General features: G+C 69.4%; 20 protein-coding genes. 9 read left to right on the plus strand and 11 right to left on the minus strand.

Annotated features, from left to right (window positions below; genetic code table 11):
* Window positions 1-104: 104 nt before the first annotated feature.
* Both ACWDEW_RS24580 and ACWDEW_RS24585 read right to left on the minus strand, forming a co-directional pair.
* A complete protein-coding gene (locus ACWDEW_RS24580) occupies window positions 105-605 on the minus strand; it encodes a GNAT family N-acetyltransferase (protein ID WP_450515077.1) in 501 nt (166 codons plus the stop codon).
* 10 nt (window positions 606-615) lie between these two features.
* A complete protein-coding gene (locus tag ACWDEW_RS24585; RefSeq protein WP_450515078.1) occupies window positions 616-1,242 on the minus strand; it encodes a dihydrofolate reductase family protein in 627 nt (208 codons plus the stop codon).
* Between the two features lie 187 nt (window positions 1,243-1,429).
* Between ACWDEW_RS24585 and ACWDEW_RS24590 the strand changes: the two genes are divergently transcribed.
* Together ACWDEW_RS24590 and ACWDEW_RS24595 are read left to right on the plus strand one after the other, a co-directional pair.
* Window positions 1,430-2,074 (plus strand): hypothetical protein, encoded by a 645-nt coding sequence (locus ACWDEW_RS24590; protein ID WP_450515079.1) that lies wholly within the window; start codon window positions 1,430-1,432, stop codon window positions 2,072-2,074.
* 5 nt (window positions 2,075-2,079) lie between these two features.
* Window positions 2,080-2,775 (plus strand): hypothetical protein, encoded by a 696-nt coding sequence (locus tag ACWDEW_RS24595; protein ID WP_450515080.1) that lies wholly within the window; start codon window positions 2,080-2,082, stop codon window positions 2,773-2,775.
* A 1-nt stretch (window position 2,776) separates the two neighbouring features.
* Here the strand turns inward: ACWDEW_RS24595 and ACWDEW_RS24600 are convergent, their stop codons facing one another.
* Entirely contained in the window at window positions 2,777-3,205 is a 429-nt protein-coding gene (locus ACWDEW_RS24600; protein WP_450515081.1) for a DnaJ family domain-containing protein, read from the minus strand.
* An 82-nt stretch (window positions 3,206-3,287) separates the two neighbouring features.
* Here ACWDEW_RS24600 and ACWDEW_RS24605 point away from each other — a divergent pair, with 82 nt between their 5' ends.
* On the plus strand, window positions 3,288-3,680 hold the full coding sequence (locus ACWDEW_RS24605; RefSeq protein ID WP_450515082.1) for a hypothetical protein: 393 nt from the start codon (window positions 3,288-3,290) through the stop codon (window positions 3,678-3,680).
* A gap of 20 nt (window positions 3,681-3,700) precedes the next feature.
* Here ACWDEW_RS24605 and ACWDEW_RS24610 read toward each other — a convergent pair whose 3' ends face one another.
* Window positions 3,701-4,372 (minus strand): O-methyltransferase, encoded by a 672-nt coding sequence (locus ACWDEW_RS24610; protein ID WP_450515083.1) that lies wholly within the window; start codon window positions 4,370-4,372, stop codon window positions 3,701-3,703.
* 282 nt (window positions 4,373-4,654) lie between these two features.
* On the opposite strand from ACWDEW_RS24610, the gene ACWDEW_RS24615 reads away from it, so the two are divergent.
* Window positions 4,655-6,706, plus strand: coding sequence for a bifunctional glycosyltransferase 87/phosphatase PAP2 family protein (locus ACWDEW_RS24615; RefSeq protein ID WP_450515084.1), 2,052 nt, complete (start codon window positions 4,655-4,657; stop codon window positions 6,704-6,706).
* Here the strand turns inward: ACWDEW_RS24615 and ACWDEW_RS24620 are convergent.
* Window positions 6,697-7,158: a hypothetical protein gene (locus ACWDEW_RS24620; protein WP_450515085.1), complete on the minus strand. Its 462-nt coding sequence runs from the start codon at window positions 7,156-7,158 to the stop codon at window positions 6,697-6,699. The genes ACWDEW_RS24615 and ACWDEW_RS24620 overlap by 10 nt on opposite strands.
* Before the next feature lie 104 nt (window positions 7,159-7,262).
* Here ACWDEW_RS24620 and ACWDEW_RS24625 point away from each other — a divergent pair, with 104 nt between their 5' ends.
* Window positions 7,263-8,093 carry a hypothetical protein gene (locus ACWDEW_RS24625; protein WP_450515086.1) on the plus strand — a complete coding sequence of 277 codons (831 nt, stop codon included), beginning with the start codon at window positions 7,263-7,265 and terminating at the stop codon, window positions 8,091-8,093.
* A gap of 10 nt (window positions 8,094-8,103) precedes the next feature.
* On the opposite strand, the gene ACWDEW_RS24630 is transcribed toward ACWDEW_RS24625, so the two are convergent.
* Entirely contained in the window at window positions 8,104-8,496 is a 393-nt protein-coding gene (locus tag ACWDEW_RS24630; RefSeq protein ID WP_450515270.1) for an ATP-binding protein, read from the minus strand.
* A gap of 126 nt (window positions 8,497-8,622) precedes the next feature.
* Between ACWDEW_RS24630 and ACWDEW_RS24635 the strand changes: the two genes are divergently transcribed.
* Together ACWDEW_RS24635 and ACWDEW_RS24640 are read left to right on the plus strand one after the other, a co-directional pair.
* A complete protein-coding gene (locus ACWDEW_RS24635) occupies window positions 8,623-9,486 on the plus strand; it encodes a helix-turn-helix domain-containing protein (protein ID WP_450515087.1) in 864 nt (287 codons plus the stop codon).
* Window positions 9,443-9,718, plus strand: a complete 276-nt coding sequence (locus ACWDEW_RS24640) for a DUF397 domain-containing protein (protein ID WP_450515088.1) — start codon at window positions 9,443-9,445, stop codon at window positions 9,716-9,718. Before ACWDEW_RS24635 ends, ACWDEW_RS24640 begins: the two co-directional genes overlap by 44 nt.
* Here ACWDEW_RS24640 and ACWDEW_RS24645 read toward each other — a convergent pair.
* Window positions 9,702-10,589 (minus strand): SDR family oxidoreductase, encoded by an 888-nt coding sequence (locus ACWDEW_RS24645; RefSeq protein WP_450515089.1) that lies wholly within the window; start codon window positions 10,587-10,589, stop codon window positions 9,702-9,704. The genes ACWDEW_RS24640 and ACWDEW_RS24645 overlap by 17 nt on opposite strands.
* Before the next feature lie 139 nt (window positions 10,590-10,728).
* On the opposite strand from ACWDEW_RS24645, the gene ACWDEW_RS24650 reads away from it, so the two are divergent.
* The gene (locus ACWDEW_RS24650; RefSeq protein ID WP_450515090.1) at window positions 10,729-11,628 is read left to right on the plus strand and encodes a LysR family transcriptional regulator; all 900 of its coding nucleotides are present in this window, start codon (window positions 10,729-10,731) and stop codon (window positions 11,626-11,628) included.
* Here the strand turns inward: ACWDEW_RS24650 and ACWDEW_RS24655 are convergent.
* On the minus strand, window positions 11,612-12,781 hold the full coding sequence (locus tag ACWDEW_RS24655; RefSeq protein WP_450515091.1) for a steroid 3-ketoacyl-CoA thiolase: 1,170 nt from the start codon (window positions 12,779-12,781) through the stop codon (window positions 11,612-11,614). The two genes, ACWDEW_RS24650 and ACWDEW_RS24655, sit on opposite strands and share 17 nt — an antisense overlap.
* Before the next feature lie 229 nt (window positions 12,782-13,010).
* Here ACWDEW_RS24655 and ACWDEW_RS24660 point away from each other — a divergent pair, with 229 nt between their 5' ends.
* Window positions 13,011-14,246: a cytochrome P450 gene (locus ACWDEW_RS24660; protein ID WP_450515092.1), complete on the plus strand. Its 1,236-nt coding sequence runs from the start codon at window positions 13,011-13,013 to the stop codon at window positions 14,244-14,246.
* A gap of 66 nt (window positions 14,247-14,312) precedes the next feature.
* Here ACWDEW_RS24660 and ACWDEW_RS24665 read toward each other — a convergent pair whose 3' ends face one another.
* From ACWDEW_RS24665 to ACWDEW_RS24675, 3 genes are all read right to left on the minus strand, one after another.
* Window positions 14,313-14,897 carry a TerD family protein gene (locus ACWDEW_RS24665; RefSeq protein WP_381250708.1) on the minus strand — a complete coding sequence of 195 codons (585 nt, stop codon included), beginning with the start codon at window positions 14,895-14,897 and terminating at the stop codon, window positions 14,313-14,315.
* 67 nt (window positions 14,898-14,964) lie between these two features.
* Window positions 14,965-15,669: a YoaK family protein gene (locus ACWDEW_RS24670; protein ID WP_450515093.1), complete on the minus strand. Its 705-nt coding sequence runs from the start codon at window positions 15,667-15,669 to the stop codon at window positions 14,965-14,967.
* A 73-nt stretch (window positions 15,670-15,742) separates the two neighbouring features.
* Window positions 15,743-16,159, minus strand: coding sequence for an aggregation-promoting factor C-terminal-like domain-containing protein (locus tag ACWDEW_RS24675; RefSeq protein WP_450515094.1), 417 nt, complete (start codon window positions 16,157-16,159; stop codon window positions 15,743-15,745).
* Between the last annotated feature and the right edge of the window lie 5 nt (window positions 16,160-16,164).

Consider the following 16,164-nt stretch of genomic DNA (forward strand, 5'->3'; position numbering starts at 1 on the left):
GTGCTCGGCGCTGCGCGCCTCCGCGCGCTGGGGCTCTCGACACCGGCGCGCCCCTACGGCTCCCTCTCGGCCGACGCGTGGGGACAGTGGGAGTTGGTGGGCCCTCACCGTGGGTTGAGGAGGGCTTTGCGGAACCAGTGTTCTGCGTACGGGTCGTTGTTGTGGCGGTCGGTCTCCTTGTAGCCGAGGTGGGTGTAGAGGGTGCGGGCCTCGATGAGGTCGTGGCGGGTGTCGAGGATCATGGTGTCGGCGCCCAGGTCGCGGGCTGTCTCCTCTGCCGCGGTCACCAGCTTCGCGGCGCCGCCCCGGCCGCGCATCCCCTCGTGGAGGAAGACTCTCGTCAGCTCGGCTGTCGTCGGGGAGAGGAGGCGTACGCCCGCGCTGCCGGCCGGTTCGCCCCCGTACCGGGCGACCAGCAACTGGCCGTGGGGCGGGGAGAGTTCGGAGCCGGTGCGGGCGGCGATCTCCCGCTCCAGTTCCTCCGGGTCTGTTCGCCGGTTCTCGTGGAGCAGGTACCAGCGGTCGCTGACCTCCGTGTAGTACGCCCTCCAGAGCGCGGCGGCTACGGGGGAGTCGTAGGGCTCCGGGGCGATCGTCCAGGTCATGCGGGCATTGTCAGGAGGCCGTGGGGGTGCGGCGCAACCGAATATGGGTGACCCCCGGAGAGTCCAGCACCTGCGTCTTCCGCCACTCGATGTGCTGGTCGCCCACGTTGTCGAACAGGCGCCGTCCGCCGCACGCGAGCACGGGTACGACATGCAGGAGGAGTTCGTCCAGCCATCCGGCGCGGATGAACTGCTGGACCAGGTCGGCGCCGCCGGCGAGCGAGATGTCCTTGTCGCCCGCTGCCTTGCGTGCCGACTCCAGTGCGTGCTGCGGGCCTTCGGTGACGAAGTGGTAGGTCGTGCCGCCCTTCTTCGACACCGGTTCGCGTGGGTGGTGGGTGACGACGAACACGGGGGCGTGGAAGGGGGGTTCGTCGCCCCACGGGGTCTCCCCGGTGATGAACATGCCGTGGCCCATGACCACCGCGCCCGGTCGTTCGATCCACTCGGCGAGCAGTTCGTCGTCCGGCCCGGTGTCTCCGCCCGCCATGCCCTGCATGCGACGGAAGCTCCGGAGTCCGAACACCCAAGAGTGCAGGCGCTCCCCGCCGATCCCGAGCGGGTGCTCCCGCCCTGACTCCGGCCCCGCGATGTAGCCGTCCAGCGACATGGCCAGCCGTGCGATGACCTCACCCATGACAGTCTCCTCGATTGTCTCAACCGGTCCTTTACCCATGCGTCGATCGGGCCGGGGCGGAATCGACACACCGGCATCACGGAATCCCCGTAGCCGTGGCCGTCGTTTGAAGGGGTCCTTTGCGGCAACCCGGTACGGGAACCGACCGACTACGAGAGCCGGTTGGCCAAGAATCCGGAAGGCACTCATGTCCACAGGCGTGATCATCGTTTTGATCGTGATCTTGGTCGGCGTGGTCGCTGCCGCGGCGGCCCTGGTACCGCGTGCCCGGGGCGCGATGGGCGGCTCGGGTCTGAAGCGGCGCTTCGGGCCCGAGTACGACCGGACCGTGGCCCGGCACGACGGCGACACGAAGGCCGCCGAGCGGGAGCTCGGCGAGCGCGTCCAGCAGCACGGTTCGCTGCAGGAGCAGCCGTTGGAGCCCGCGGCCCGTGAGCAGTACCAGGCCCGCTGGGCCGCCGCCCAGGAGCTCTTCGTCGACTCGCCCCGCCAGGCCTTGACCGACGTCGACCAGCTGCTCGGCGAGGTGGCCGGGGCCCGGGGCTTCCCCGACGTCGAGGAGTACGACAAGCAGTTCGACGCGCTGTCCGTGCACCACGCGGACCACGTCCACGGCTACCGGCGCGTGCACCGCGTCGTCACCACGCGCACGAACGGCACGCCGGAGAGCCAGGCGGGTACCGAGGAGATGCGCGAGGCCATGCTCGAAGCCCGCGCCCTCTTCGACGACCTGATCAGCACGGACGACGGCGGCGGCCGTGGCAGCAGCCGCGGGCGTACCGGACGCCACGCGTTCGGCTCATTCAACAGGCAAGCAGTGAAGGGAAGTTGAGCCGCATGACCGATGTGACACGACCCAACGGCGACACGAGCGACGAGCGCAAGAGTGCGAGTGACGAGCGCAAGGGCGTGAGCGACGAGCGCAAGGGCGCGAGTACCGACACTGACACCGGTGCGGGCACGGGTGCGGATACGGGTACGGGCATCAGTCCGGGCACGGGCACCAGCGCGGGGTCGGGCGTCGGCAGCGACCGGCGGGACCCCGCGAAGGGTGCCGACCGGCGGGAAGCCACGACCGTGACCCCGATACCGCGCCAGACCGAGCGCCAGGCCGACAAGGCCGCACCGCGCGAGGGCGACGAGACGGCCCGTGGCGACCAGCAGGCGCAGTCGATGCGGCGGCCCGTGCACGCCCCCGAGCCTCCTCCCGCCGCGCCGGTCGCCGGGTCCGCCGACAAGCGGCACGACCGGCTGGACACCGAGAACGGGAGCCTGCTGCCGCACGACGAGAGCGACAAGTTCAGCCTGCGGCTGCAGCACGCGGTGACCGGGTTCGTCGACGAGCCCCGCTCCGCCGTGGAGGAGGCCGCCCACGTCCTCGAAGAGGTGGCCGGCCGTCTCACGGAGGCTGTCACCAAGCGCCGTGACACCCTGCACAGCTCCTGGGAGTCCAAGGGCTCCGACGACACCGAGCAACTCCGTCTGGCCCTGCGGGACTACCGCGAGCTGACGGAGCGGCTGCTGCACATGTGAGCTACGCAGGTGACCCGTCGGGTCCGTCGAGCGCCCGGCGCTCCCGCCACTCCCGTGCGACCTCTTCCACGTCGTACGGCTTCATCCCCAGCGGCGGGCCGGGCGGCGGCTTGAACATCATGTCGCGGATCTTCACGTTGACTTCGGTGATGATCTGCCGAGCGATCCGCTCCGAAGGGGCCGAGTACGCCGCAGCCAGGGCGTCCTCGGCCTCTTTGCGCAGTGCCAGCGTCGGCGGGAGCACGGAGATGCCCTCGCGGGCCATTTTCTGCTTGATCCACCACAGTTCGTCGTACGTCGTGTCGGAACCGGAGGGCAACGGCTTGCCCGCTCCGGGGAGTTGGGCGAACTCGCCGGCTCGCTCGGCGTCCCGGATCTGCTTGTCGACCCAGGACTCGAAGGACACACCCGGTGGCTTTCGCTCGGTCATGACTCCATTGTGCCGGACGTGGCGCGGCCGGGGGATTTATCATGCGGCGGCTGTGTAAGGACACCTCAAGGGGGAAGCGCACGTGCTCGAACTCACCATGGCCTCGGTCTCCGGGACGGACGAGGGCGCCACGGCCGGCATGCTGATGGCCGAGGCGCCCAGCGACCCGGGCGCGGTGCTGCGGGTGGGCCGCGACGAGTCGGTGTGCCGGCTGGTGACACCGGACGACTGGCTGTTCATCTCACGGGTCCATCTGGAGTTCCTGTGCGGACCCGAGGGCATCTGGCAGGTGAGCTGGCTGCGCGGCTCCCAGCCCGACCCGTCCTCCGAGGTACGGCTGATCGTCGGGGAGTACGCCCAGACGGTCGGCTACGGCGGGAGCGTCCCGTTGCCCCGTGGTGGCAGCGGCGAGATCGTCATCAAGGACCGCACCGGGCCGCGCAGCGTCAACGTCGGCTTCTATCACGAGAGTTGAGGCGTCCCGGTGGAGGGCTCCTAGTCGATGACCCTGGCGAGCGCGAAGCCGTCGTAGCCCTTTTCGCCCACCGTCTGGATCGCCGTGCCGGACAGGCGCGGGTGCGAGCCGATCAGTTCGATCGCCGCGCGGGTGCCCAGGACGTCGGGGTCCGTGTTGGCCGGGTCGGCGACCCGGCCGCCGCGGACGACGTTGTCGACGATGATCAGGCTGCCGGGGCGGGTCAGCTTGAGGGCCCACTCGATGTAGTTCGGGTTGTTGGCCTTGTCCGCGTCGATGAAGACGAGGTCGAAGGGGGCCGCGTTCTCGTCGGCGAGTGCGGCCAGTGAGTCCAGGGCCGGGCCCACTCGGATCTCGACCAGCTTGTCGAGGCCCGCGCGGGCGATGTTGCGGCCCGCGACCTCGGCGTGCTTAGGGCTGTACTCCAGCGTGACCAGGCGGCCGTCGGCGGGCAGCGCGCGGGCCAGCAGGATCGTGCTGTAGCCGCCCAGGGTGCCGATCTCCAGGATGCGGGCGGCGCCCTGGATGCGGGCGAGGAGGTGCAGCAGCTTGCCCGCGGCGGCGGACACGGCGATCTGCGGGAGGCCGGCGGAGTCGCTGTCGCGCAGGGTCGCCTCCAGAACCTCGTCGTGCGGGGCGAGGTGGCCGATCAGGTAGTCGTCGACGTCGTTCCACAGCTGCGACTCGCTCATGTGATGTGCCGGTGCCTTTCGTATATCCGGTGATCATGAATTCGGTGAGAATGTTGCGAACCCGTTCGTGTGTAGTCACTCACTGTACGGATACGCCGTTATTTGCCGTGCCCAGGCAACCCGGGGCCGACTATCGTCATCCGGACAAAAGGAGAGCGGCCGACAGGTGAAGAGGGGGTTGCCTGCGTCTCTCCCGCAGGGGGTGCGAACCTCATAAGGTTCGCAGAGGGAACAGCCGCGCGTGTGACGCGTGGGACGAGCGGGGCGGGAGGCCTACGAGGCGTGGCGAACGTGGAGCACAGCGGGCGACCGGCGGGAGCCGTAGGAGCTTTCGGGTCGACGGCCGCCGGGACGGCCAGGGCACGGCTGCGCGCCGCGCGCCTGGTCCTGTGGCTGGTGGCCGCGGTCCTGGCCGTACGGCAGGTGGCCGTGGTCCTCAGCACCCCGCGCGGGGACCGGCTGACCGACCTGGAGACCTGGGTCGGGCCGAACGGCGTGCTGCATGTGAAGGGCTCGCTGTACGACTCGACGCAGTTCACCGGCACCCCCTTCGGCGGGCTCGTCCTCAAACCGCTCACCCGGGCCGCCGAGCAGGCCCTCGGCTGGGGCTGGACCTTCGGCACGCTGCTGCTCGTCGTGGCGCTCGGTCTCGTCGTCTCGCGGGCCCTGCCGCAGCCCGTCACCCGCCGGGCCTCGCTGCTCGCCGCGCCCGTCGCGATCAGCCTGCTGATGCTGTCGCTGCCGGTGCGCAACACGCTCTGGCTCGGCCAGACCAGCATCATCCCGGTCCTGCTCGTGCTGCTCGCCTGCTTCACGGTGCGCGGCGAGCGGGCCAGCGGCGTGCTGATCGGTCTGGCCGCCGCGCTCCAGCCGACGGTGCTGCTGTTCGCGCCGCTGCTGTGGTTCACCGACCGCCGCCGGGCCGCCGTGACCTCCGCGCTGACGTTCGCCGCGAGCGTGGTGGTCGCCTGGGCGGCGATGCCGCACGACTCGTACACCTACTGGGTGCACCACATGGCCGGTGTCGGCCTCGGCGGCAAGGCGGACGGCCTCGGCAACCAGTCCCTGCACGGCGCGCTGCTGCGCCTCGACCTGACCGGGCCGCTGGAGATCGGCGTCTTCCTGACGCTCGGCGCGGTCGTCACGTACCTGGGCCTGCGCCGTGCCGTGCGCTACGCCCGCGACGGGCAGCTGCTGCTCGCGGTCGCGGTCACCGGCTGCGCGGCGATCGCCGTGTCGCCGACGACCTGGCAGCACCAGCTGCTGTGGGTGCTGCTCGCGGTGGTCGGCCGGGTCGGCAAGCGGGCCTCGGACCGGTATGTGTGGCCGGTGGCGGTGGTCCTCGTCGTCACGCTGCCCGCGAAGATGATGCTGCCGAACATGCCGGCCATGTACCCCGTACGTGACAACGTCGTCCTGCTCGCGGCCCTCGCCGCCGCGACCGTCGTGCCGTTCCTGCCGCGCACGTCGGAGTACTACCGGCGGCCGATCCCCACGGAGTACGCCGAGCCGGTCCCGACGCGCTGGAAGCACGTCCCGCTGATCCCGCAGCTGCGCCGCGTCCTCACCCGCCCGAACCTCCTCCTCGAACTCCTCCTCATCCGCGTCACCTACGCCGCCTACCAGCAGGTCCGCCTCGCGGCGACGGGCGGCACCAACGCGGGCGGCCGGGTCACGGCGGAACACCACGGCCACCAGATCCTCGACATCGAGCGCTTCCTGCACATCGACATCGAGCACGCGGTCAACCACTGGGTCGTGAAGGTCGACTTCCTGCGGGAGTTCTTCAACTTCTACTACGAGTCCTTCCACTTCGTGGTCCCGCTGAGCGTGATGGCCGTCCTGTACTGGCGCCGCCCGGTCGACTACCGCTGGGCCCGCTCCTCCCTCGGCTTCGCCACCCTGCTCGCCCTGGTCGGCTTCTGGCTCTACCCGTTGGCTCCGCCCCGCCTCCTCCCCGGCCTGGGCATCATCGACACGGTCCACGGCGTCCAGGACTTCTCCAAGCCGGACTACGGCACCCTCACCGCCCTCACCAACCAGTACGCCGCGATGCCCTCGCTGCACTTCGGCTGGTCCCTGTGGTGCGGTGTCGTCATCGCGATCATCGCGCCGAAGTGGTGGATGAAGGCTCTGGGGCTCCTGCACCCGTTCTTCACTGTCTCGGCGATCGTGGCGACCGGCAATCACTGGGTACTGGACGCGGCGGGCGGAGCGGCGGTCGTGGCGGCGGGCTTCGGGCTGGCGTACCTCTTCCAGGGGCCGCGGGCGCGGTCGGCGAGACCTCAACCGGCGGAGATCAAAACCGAGTTGGAGCCGACGGCCTACCGGTAGAGGAAGGTCTCGCCCTCACCGGTCCGTCTGATCCCCATGGCTTCGATGGTCTTGTCGCGGTCCTGGCGTCCGTCGAAATCGCGCAGTGCCGCGAGGCCGGACGGCGGGAGACAGCGGGACACCTCGGTGATGAGACCTGAAAACGGGGTGCCGATCAGCGACGCGCCGTCATGGAGCGCGGCGAGCCCGTACAGATTGTTGCGCGGGTCCTCAAGATGCGCCTCGGCCAGGCCTATGGCGACGAGTCCGCGCCGCAGCGCTTCGGGGGACCGGGTCCTGACCGCCACGGACGCCATGCGCCGGCCGTAGGCGCTCAGTACGCCTGCGGCCAGCCGGCCCAGGTCGAGCGGCTCCGGGCGGCTCATGTACGCGATGACGAAAGCGTCCACCTCGGCGTCCAGTTCGTGCGGAAGCCTGACCCTCAGGTATCCGTTGAACCGTCTGTCCTGCAAGCGCCTCCAACTGGTCACCCGCCGAATTCTGCCGTCCCTGAATAAGATCGTGTTCTTGACCGGCGTGAACACGCCTGATTCCAGGGGGAGTTGTGGGGATTTCGGTGCGTGTGGCGTTCGCCGTCGTGCTGCTCGGCGGGGGAGCGGTGGGGTGCGGAGACGGCTCCGTGAAGGCGGACTCGGCCGAGCTGGCGCCCTCGGCGGCCGTGGCCGAGGTAGCGGACAAGTCCGAGGACATCACCTCGCTGCACTACCGGGTCAGCGGGACCGTGCCCGAGAGGGGGCGGCTGACGGCCGAGGCGTCCATGAAGGCGAAACCGGCGGCCATGACGATGGTGATGACGGTGGTCGGAGCGCGTAAGCCCGGCGAGTTGGACATCCGGTTCGTCGGCAAGTCGATCTACCTCGGCGGCAGCGGCGTCGACACGGCGAAGTGGGGCGGCAAGGGCTGGCTGAAGGCCGAGCCGGCCGTGTGGGGGCGTGGCGCGGCGGACAACAACTCCTATGGTGTGCTGCCCGGTTCGCTGGAGGGGAGCCCGGTCGTCCAGTCCACGATCCTGGCAGGCTCCAAGGATGTCCGGCGGATCGGCGCAGAGACGGTCGACGGCACGAAGGCCGTGCACTACCGGGGAACGGTCACCACCCGCGGCCTGCGCGCGGCCCAGAGTGCCGCCAAGGGCAAGGCGTCCTGGCAGCGCCGGACCGACAGCATCGACCAGTTCGTGGCCCTGCGGGTCGACGGCACCCTGACCATGGACCTGTGGGTCGACGGCGACGACCACCCCAAGCAGTTCCGGGTACAGGGCAAGACCTATCCCACCCAGAACGACCCCGACGGCGGCAGGCTCGACCTGACCGTCACCTTCCTCGACATCAACCAGAAGGTGACCGTCAAGACCCCGCCCGCCGACGACACCGCCGAACTCGGCGGCTGACGGCCCGAGTTCACGAGCACTCGAACCACACCGTCTTCCCGCCCCTCGACGCCGGTGACACCCCCCACTTGTCGGTCACCGCGTCCAGGATCACGAGCCCGCGGCCGTTCTCCGACTCGGGATCCAACTCCGGCCTCAGGGCGGGGAGTTCAGGACAGCCGTCCGTCACCTCCACGCGAACTCCGGCGAGCCGGCGTTGCAGGCGCAGTCCGCAGCGCCGGTCCGGAACATGCCGGACGACGTTGGCGAGGAGCTCCGTCACGGCCAGTTCCACGGTGTCCGACAGCTCCGGCATGCCCCACTCCAGCAGGAACGAGCGGACGATACGGCGGATGTGCCGGGCGGAGTGTTCACCCACGGTGAGGCGCATGACGTACTGCCGGCGGTCGGGAAAGGCCAGCATGGCGGGGGGAGTTGGTTCATTCACACTATGAGGCTGCCGCCCCGCCGCTACCCTCGGCAACGGCACGAATACAACCCGTTCGCGGGTGGACACTTCTGGTCGGTTGTCGGGAGGCAGGGGCTTCGCGTGCACATCAACACCCTCGATCCAGGGGCGTCGCCGCTGGACTACTACGGCTTCGAACTGCGCCGCTACCGAGAGGCCGCCGGTCTCACGCAACGGGAACTCGGCAAGATCGTCAACTACACCGGGTCACTGATCGGCCAGATCGAGACGGCCCGCAAGCTGCCCACGCTGGAGTTCAGCCAGCGGGTGGACGCGGCGCTCGACACAGGTGGGCTGCTGACCCGGTTGCTCGATCTGGTGCTGCGCAGCCAACTCCCGTCCTGGTTCCAGCAGGTGGCCGAATTGCAGGCGCGGGCAGTGGAGATCTGCTCGTTCGAGGCACAGATGATCCACGGTCTCCTCCAGACCGAGGAGTACGCCCGCGCTGTGCTCGGCACGCTGGACCAGAGCAACCTGGACGACCGGACCGCCGTACGCATGGCTCGTCAGCGCATCTTCCAGAAGGAGGAGCCGCCGGTCTTCTGGGCGATCCTGAGCGAGGCCGCGCTGTATCTGGAGATCGGCGGCCGACAGACCATGAGGAACCAACTGGCCCGCCTGTTGGCCTACGAGAACAATCCTCGGATCAACATCCAGGTTCTGCCGCACTCGACCGGAGCGCACGCGGGACTTCAAGGCTCGTATGACCTCTACCGCTTTCCGAGCGACCCGACCATCGTCTACACGGAGAGCTACGGAAGCGGGCATCCCACAGCCAACCCGGACACTGTCAAGGACTGTTCGCTCCGTTACGATCATCTCCAGGCCGCCGCCCTCTCCCTCAGGGACTCGGCGGAGCTGATCCGGCGCGTGATGGAGGAACGTTATGGGGAACAACGCGATGCCGACGGGGACGCAGTGGCGGAAGTCCAGCTACAGCAGTGATCAGGGCGGCAACTGCATCGAGTGCGCGCCGATCGGCCCCCTCGCCTGGCGCAAGTCCTCGTACAGCGGTGATCAGGGCGGCAACTGCGTAGAGATCGCCGAAGCCTCCTGCCCCACAACCCCCACCGCCCTCCTCATCCGCGACTCCAAGACCCCGGCGGGGCCGATCCTCACCCTCGACCCCGCCGCGTTCACCACCTTCGTCAACTGGACCGCTACGACGGTTGGTTGAAGTAGTAGTCGTGGTCCAGGTCGGCCAGCAGGCCGATCCGGGTCGGAGTCCAGCCGAACCGCTTCTGTGTGAGCGTGCTCGTTCCCGTGAGGTCGGACGCGACGAAGTGGCCCAGCCAGCCGAAGTGGTCCCCGGCCTGCTCGACCGGCACGCTCGTCACCGGTAGGCCCAGCCGCCTGCCGATGACCTCGGCGATCTCCCGTACCGGTACCCCCTCGTCGGCGACCGCGTGCAGGACAGTGGCCGCGGGGGCGTCCTCCAACGCCAACCGGTACAGCAGCGCAGCGTCCTCGCGGTGGACGGCGGCCCAGCGGTTCGTGCCGTCGCCGACGTAGGCGGAGACGCCCTTGGCGCGGGCGATGTCGATGAGGCCGGGGACGAAGGCGTGATCGCCCTCGCCGTGCACCTGCGGCAGTCGGATGACCGACGCGCGGACGCCCTGCGCTGCCGCCGCCAGGACCGTCACCTCCGCGGGGAGGCGCGGCAGGTCGGGGCGTGCGGACGGGTCGGGTACGTCGTCCTCGGTCGGGCCGTGGCTCATCACGGAGCTGATGACGAGGGGGCGGTCCGAGCCGGAGAGCGCGTCGACCAGGGCCCTGACCGCGTTCAGGTCCGTCACGACGGAGGCCGCGTAGTTCGAGAAGTCGTGGATGAAACCGGTGTGGATCACACCGTCGGCGGCGGACGCGCCCGCGCGGAGCGCGTCGAGGTCCTCCAGGGAACCCCGGTGGACCTCGGCTCCGGTCGCGGCCAGTTGTTCCGCCGAGGTGTCGGAGCGGGCGAGGCCGAGGACCTGGTGTCCCGAGTCGAGCAGTTCGCGGACGACGGCGCCGCCGACGAATCCGGTCGCGCCGGTGACGAAAACACGCATGACGAAATCACCCCAGGTGGGTTCGGAAGTGGTGTGCTTCCAGCCTGCGCCCGCCTGGGTACGCCCGTCCAAGACCGACTCCGGAAGACGTGATTCAGTTCCGGTATCACCCCAGCTCCTACGGACGTACAGTCGATGTATGACCGACCTGGACCTGCGTCTGGTGCGCTGTTTCACCGTCGTCGCCGAGGAACTGCACTTCGGGCGGGCGGCGGCCGTGCTGCATCTCGCGCAGCCTTCGCTCAGCCGCCATGTGCGGCGGCTGGAGGGCGAGTTGGGGGTGCGGCTCCTCGACCGGACCACGCAGGGCACCCGACTCACCGAAGCGGGGGCAGCGTTCCTGCCCCGGGCCCGGGCGCTGCTGCGGTCGGCGGAGGAGGCGGCGGCCGTGGCGCGGGCGGTCGGGCAGCCCAGTCGTATCGTCATCGGGTTCATGACCGGGCTCATCGTCACCCCGGCGGTGCGGGCCCTGCGTGCGCGCCACCCGGACGCCGACGTGCACAGCCGCTTCCTGGGCTGGGGCGAGCTGCCGATCGCCCTGCTGGAGCACCGGGTGGACGTGGTCGTGGGCCGGTTCCCTTTCCCCACCGAGGGGTTGAGCGTCACCGTCCTCTACGAGGAGCCCCGCGTGGTGATGATGCCGGTCACCCACCGGCTGGCCGGCAAGGAACTCATCACCCTCGACGACATCGCCGACGAGCCCGTACCCCGGTTCCCCGACGAGGAGTTCAACGCGTTCTGGCGTGTCGACCCCCGTCCGGACGGACGCCCGGCGCCGGACGGTCCGCTCGTCAGGAACCTGGAGGACAAGCTCGAACTCATCGCCGCGGGCGAGGCGGTGTGCCTCGCCCCGGCGGGCAGCGTCCTGAAGGGTCTGCGGCCCGATCTGACCACGGTCCCGCTGGAGGGCGTGGATCCCATCCCGGTCGTCCTGGCCACCCGCGCAGGCGAGGAGAACCGCCGACTGCTCGCGGCCTTCCGCGCCTGCGCGGCGGAGCAACTGATCCCCGCCGACTGGTCGGCTACAGGCGCTGAATGATCGTCCCGGTCGCCAGTGCCCCGCCCGCGCACATGGTGATCAGCGCGAACTCCTTGTCGGTGCGCTCCAGTTCGTGCAGTGCGCTGGTGATGAGGCGGGCACCGGTGGCCCCGACCGGATGGCCGAGGGCGATCGCGCCGCCGTTCACGTTGACCTTCTCCAGGTCCTGTTCGAAGACCTGCGCCCAGCTCAACACCACTGATGCGAAAGCCTCGTTGATCTCGACGATGTCGATGTCCTTGAGGGTCATGCCCGCCTTGCCGAGTACGGCGCGCGTCGCGTCGATCGGCCCGTCGAGGTGGTAGTGCGGGTCGGCTCCGACCAGCGCCTGAGCCACGATCCTTGCCCTCGGCCTGAGCTTGAGCGCCCGCGCCATCCGCTTCGACGCCCACATGATCGCCGAGGCGCCGTCGCTGATCTGGGACGAGTTGCCCGCCGTGTGGACGGCCGTCGGCATGACCGGCTTCAGCCTCGCGAGTCCCTCCATCGTCGTGTCGCGCAGGCCTTCGTCCCGGTCGACCAGCCGCCACATGCCCTGGCCGGCGCGCTGCTCGTCCTCCGTCGTCGGCACCTGGACGGCGAACGTCTCCTTCTTGAACCGCTCCTCGGACCAGGCGATGGCCGCCCGCTCCTGCGAGATCAGGCCGAGCGAGTCGACGTTCTCGCGGGTCAACTTCCGGTTGCGGGCGATGCGTTCGGCGGCCTCGAACTGGTTGGGCAGGTCCACGTTCCACTCGTCCGGGAACGGCTTCCCCGGTCCGTGCTTCGACCCCGAGCCCAGCGGCACGCGTGACATCGCCTCGACGCCACAGCTGATGCCGACGTCGATGACGCCCGCCGCGATCAGGTTGGCGGTCATGTGCGAGGCCTGCTGCGAGGAGCCGCACTGACAGTCGACGGTCGTGGCCGCCGTCTCGTAGGGCAGGCCCATGGTCAGCCAGGCCGTGCGCGCGGGGTTCATGGACTGTTCGCCGGCGTGGGTCACCGTGCCGCCGACGATCTGTTCGACGCAGTCGGCGTGAATGCCGGTGCGGCCGAGGAGTTCACGGTAGGTCTCGCCCAGCAGATAGGCGGGATGCAGATTGGCGAGCGCGCCGCCGCGCTTGCCGATGGGGGTGCGTACGGCTTCCACGATGACGGGTTCCGCGGCCATGGGACACGTCCTCTCCTCGTCCACCGCGCGGCGCGGGCGTCCCGGCCACCCGCCACGCAGAACTAGTACGCGTTCTAGTTCTGTGTGCAGTCTGCTGACAGGCCGTCCACAACCGCAAGGGTCGTGCAGGGAATTCGGCTTGCCGTGCCTCTTGCTACTTGTAGAACCCGTTATTACCTTCACGGCAGCCGGGTTCCTGATGGACCGTCAGATGACGGGAGTTGCGCCGATGCCCTGTCCAGCGTTGCCCGAAGGGTTCGACTTCACCGACCCCGATCTGCTCCACCACCGCGTGCCCCTGCCGGAGTTCGCCGAACTGCGCGCGGCCGAACCGGTCCGCTGGATCCCGCAGCCCGCGGGCATCGCGGGGTTCCAGGACGAGGGCTACTGGGCCGTCACCCGGCACGCCGACGTCCGGTACGTCTCCACCCACCCGGAGATCTTCTCCTCGACCCTCAACACGGCGATCATCCGCTTCCACGAGCACATGGAGCGCGAATCGATCGACGCCCAGCGGCTGATCCTGCTCAACATGGACCCGCCCGAACACACCCGCGTCCGCCAGATCGTCCAGCGCGGCTTCACCCCCCGCGCGATCCGCGCCCTGGAGGAACGCCTGCGCAACCGGGCCCAGGCCATCGTGGCGAACGCCCGCACCCACTCCGGCCCCTTCGACTTCGTCACCGAGGTCGCCTGCGAACTGCCCCTCCAGGCCATCGCCGAACTCATCGGCATCCCGCAGGACGACCGCGTCAAGATCTTCGAGTGGTCCAACAAGATGATCGCCTACGACGATCCCGAGTACGCGATCACGGAGCAGGTCGGCGCCGAGTCCGCCGCCGAACTCATCGCGTACGCCATGGGAATGGCCGCCGAACGCAAGCAGTGCCCGGCCCACGACATCGTCAGCACCCTGGTCGCCGCCGAGGACGAGGGCAACCTGAACTCCGACGAGTTCGGCTTCTTCGTGCTCATGCTGTCGGTCGCCGGGAACGAGACGACCCGCAACGCCATCACCCACGGCATGCACGCGTTCCTCACCCACCCCGAGCAGTGGGAGCTGTACAAGCGGGAGCGTCCCTCGACCGCCGCCGAGGAGATCGTCCGCTGGGCCACCCCGGTCAACGCCTTCCAGCGGACGGCGACCCAGGACACCGAACTCGGCGGCAAGCACATCAAGAAGGGCGACCGCGTCGGCATCTTCTACGCCTCCGCCAACCACGACCCCGAAGTCTTCGAGAACCCGGACGAGTTCGACGTCATGCGCGACCCGAACCCGCATCTCGGCTTCGGCGGCGGCGGCCCGCACTACTGCCTCGGCAAGTCCCTCGCGGTCCTCGAAATCGACCTGATCTTCAACGCGATCGCGGACGCGATGCCCAACCTGACCCTGACGGGCGACCCGCGCCGGCTGCGCTCCGCCTGGATCAACGGCGTCAAGGAGCTTCAGGTGACCGCCGGTTGAGGATGCGCACACAGCTCGGGCCGGCGGCATCCCGGCGCCGCCGGCCCGTCCTCGCTGTGACCGTGCCTACTTCCGTACCGCGAACTTCATGAGCTCCCGCTCGTCCCCCTGCTTGATGTTCCCGGTCTCGTTGATGACCTGGAGCTTCCAACTGGCGCCGTCCCGGACCGCCTTGGCGACCGCGCAGCCGTTGTGGCTGCTGAGCAGGTTGGGCCAGATCTCGGCGACCTGCTGGGTGCTGCCGCCGGTCGCGTCGTACACCTTGAAGGCGATGTTCCGTGCCTTCTGGAAGGAACTGCCCTTCTTGTAGGCGGCGGCGACGAAGACGATCGAGGTGATGTTGCCGGGTATCCGCGCGAGGTCGACGGTCACCGTCTCGTCGTCGCCGTCGCCCTTGCCGGTCTGGTTGTCACCGCTGTGCACCAGCGAGCCGTTGCCCAGCGGGTCCACGGAGTCGAGCCCCGCGAGTCGTACCGGGTCCTGGCCCTGCATCGCGATGGCGATCAGATCGAGGTCGGTACCCGCCTTCTGCCGCAGCTTCCCGATGATGCCACCGCTGCTGCCGACGGTGGGGTCCCAGGACGCCCCGATCTCCAGATGGGTCACTCCGTCCAGATCCGCCGGACCGTCTTCCTTCGTGAGCGTGATCATGTGTGATCGATCCTCTTGATCGTGGGACTCAGACGCACGAATTCTGCCTTCTTGACCGGGCTTTGGGCTACTCCCGTCCGGATGCGATCACGGCGAACACCCCGGCGACCAGGGCCGCGAGCAGAAGTGGGTAGCGCAGATCGTGGTGCAGGATCAGCCACGCGCCGAAAAACGCTCCTACGGCCATCGCCACGGCCGCCGAGAGGCGGCGGAAGGTGCCGGGGCCCCGGCCCTCGCCCGCGACCGAGTCGGCGACCAGTCCGGTCAGGGTCATCGTCAGGACCGTGGTGGTCGTGAAGTCGGTGACCCTGAGCTTGCGGACCACCGCGTTGCGCAGACCCATCGCGAAGGCGGTGAGGGCGATCAAGGGGTGCGTGGTGGCGCTGTCGCCCGGCGCGACGAACGCGATCACCGCGGCCACGCCCACGAGCAGCGCCTCCGCGCCGAGACTCACCCGGGCCCAGGTGCGGCGCGAGCCGGTGTCCATCCGCACCGCGATCCGGCCCCCGGCCGCCGCGCCCACCAGGAAGGCGCCGAGCGAGGTGAGGGTGCGCGACACCGAGAAACCGGGCGCCCCGGCGGCGGCGAAGCCGAGGACCACCACATTGCCGGTCATGTTCGCGGTGAAGACGTGCCCGAGGCCCAGATAGCTGACGGCGTCGATCAGCCCGCTCACCAGGGTCAGACCGAGCAGCACGGGCACCAGCCGGAGTCCGCGCGCCTCACGGTCGTAGGGCTTGGGCCGTGTGTTCTGGTCCGTGTTCTGGTCCATGAACGCAATGTAGCGGCGGCCCCCCGGGATGCCGGGGGGCCGCCGCCGCGTGTGCGTGTGTGTGGGCCGGTGATCAGTACCAGCCGTTGGACTGCCAGAAGCTCCAGGCCGCGGCGGGGGAGCCGTAGCGGGAGTTCATGTAGTTCAGACCCCACTTGATCTGCGTGGCGGGGTTGGTCTTCCAGTCCGAGCCGGCCGAGGCCATCTTCGAACCGGGCAGCGCCTGGACCAGGCCGTAGGCGCCGGAGGAGGAGTTCGTGGCGGTGACGTTCCAGCCGCTCTCGTGCTCGACGATCTTGCTGAACGCGTTGTACTGCGCCGCGCTCGGGATCATCCTGTGCGCGATCGCCTGGGCGGAGGAGGCGGAGGTCGTCGCGGCCTGAGCGGGAGCCGAGGTCAGCACCAGACCGGTGGTGGCGGCGGCCAGAGCGGCGGCGGTCAGGGCCTTCTTCGGGGAGGCGATGCGAGCGACGATGCGGGAGACGGACACGGAGA

This window comes from Streptomyces sp. NPDC001100 (genome assembly GCF_053598575.1).

Coding starts and splice junctions, on each gene's coding strand:
- ACWDEW_RS24580 (WP_450515077.1), bottom strand. CDS start 605: ATGACCTGGACGATCGCCCCGGAGCCCTACGACTCCCCCGTAGCCGCC.
- ACWDEW_RS24585 (WP_450515078.1), bottom strand. CDS start 1,242: ATGGGTGAGGTCATCGCACGGCTGGCCATGTCGCTGGACGGCTACATC.
- ACWDEW_RS24590 (WP_450515079.1), top strand. CDS start 1,430: ATGTCCACAGGCGTGATCATCGTTTTGATCGTGATCTTGGTCGGCGTG.
- ACWDEW_RS24595 (WP_450515080.1), top strand. CDS start 2,080: ATGACCGATGTGACACGACCCAACGGCGACACGAGCGACGAGCGCAAG.
- ACWDEW_RS24600 (WP_450515081.1), bottom strand. CDS start 3,205: ATGACCGAGCGAAAGCCACCGGGTGTGTCCTTCGAGTCCTGGGTCGAC.
- ACWDEW_RS24610 (WP_450515083.1), bottom strand. CDS start 4,372: ATGAGCGAGTCGCAGCTGTGGAACGACGTCGACGACTACCTGATCGGC.
- ACWDEW_RS24630 (WP_450515270.1), bottom strand. CDS start 8,496: ATGCTGGCCTTTCCCGACCGCCGGCAGTACGTCATGCGCCTCACCGTG.
- ACWDEW_RS24640 (WP_450515088.1), top strand. CDS start 9,443: ATGCCGACGGGGACGCAGTGGCGGAAGTCCAGCTACAGCAGTGATCAG.
- ACWDEW_RS24645 (WP_450515089.1), bottom strand. CDS start 10,589: ATGCGTGTTTTCGTCACCGGCGCGACCGGATTCGTCGGCGGCGCCGTC.
- ACWDEW_RS24650 (WP_450515090.1), top strand. CDS start 10,729: ATGACCGACCTGGACCTGCGTCTGGTGCGCTGTTTCACCGTCGTCGCC.
- ACWDEW_RS24655 (WP_450515091.1), bottom strand. CDS start 12,781: ATGGCCGCGGAACCCGTCATCGTGGAAGCCGTACGCACCCCCATCGGC.
- ACWDEW_RS24660 (WP_450515092.1), top strand. CDS start 13,011: ATGCCCTGTCCAGCGTTGCCCGAAGGGTTCGACTTCACCGACCCCGAT.
- ACWDEW_RS24665 (WP_381250708.1), bottom strand. CDS start 14,897: ATGATCACGCTCACGAAGGAAGACGGTCCGGCGGATCTGGACGGAGTG.
- ACWDEW_RS24670 (WP_450515093.1), bottom strand. CDS start 15,669: ATGGACCAGAACACGGACCAGAACACACGGCCCAAGCCCTACGACCGT.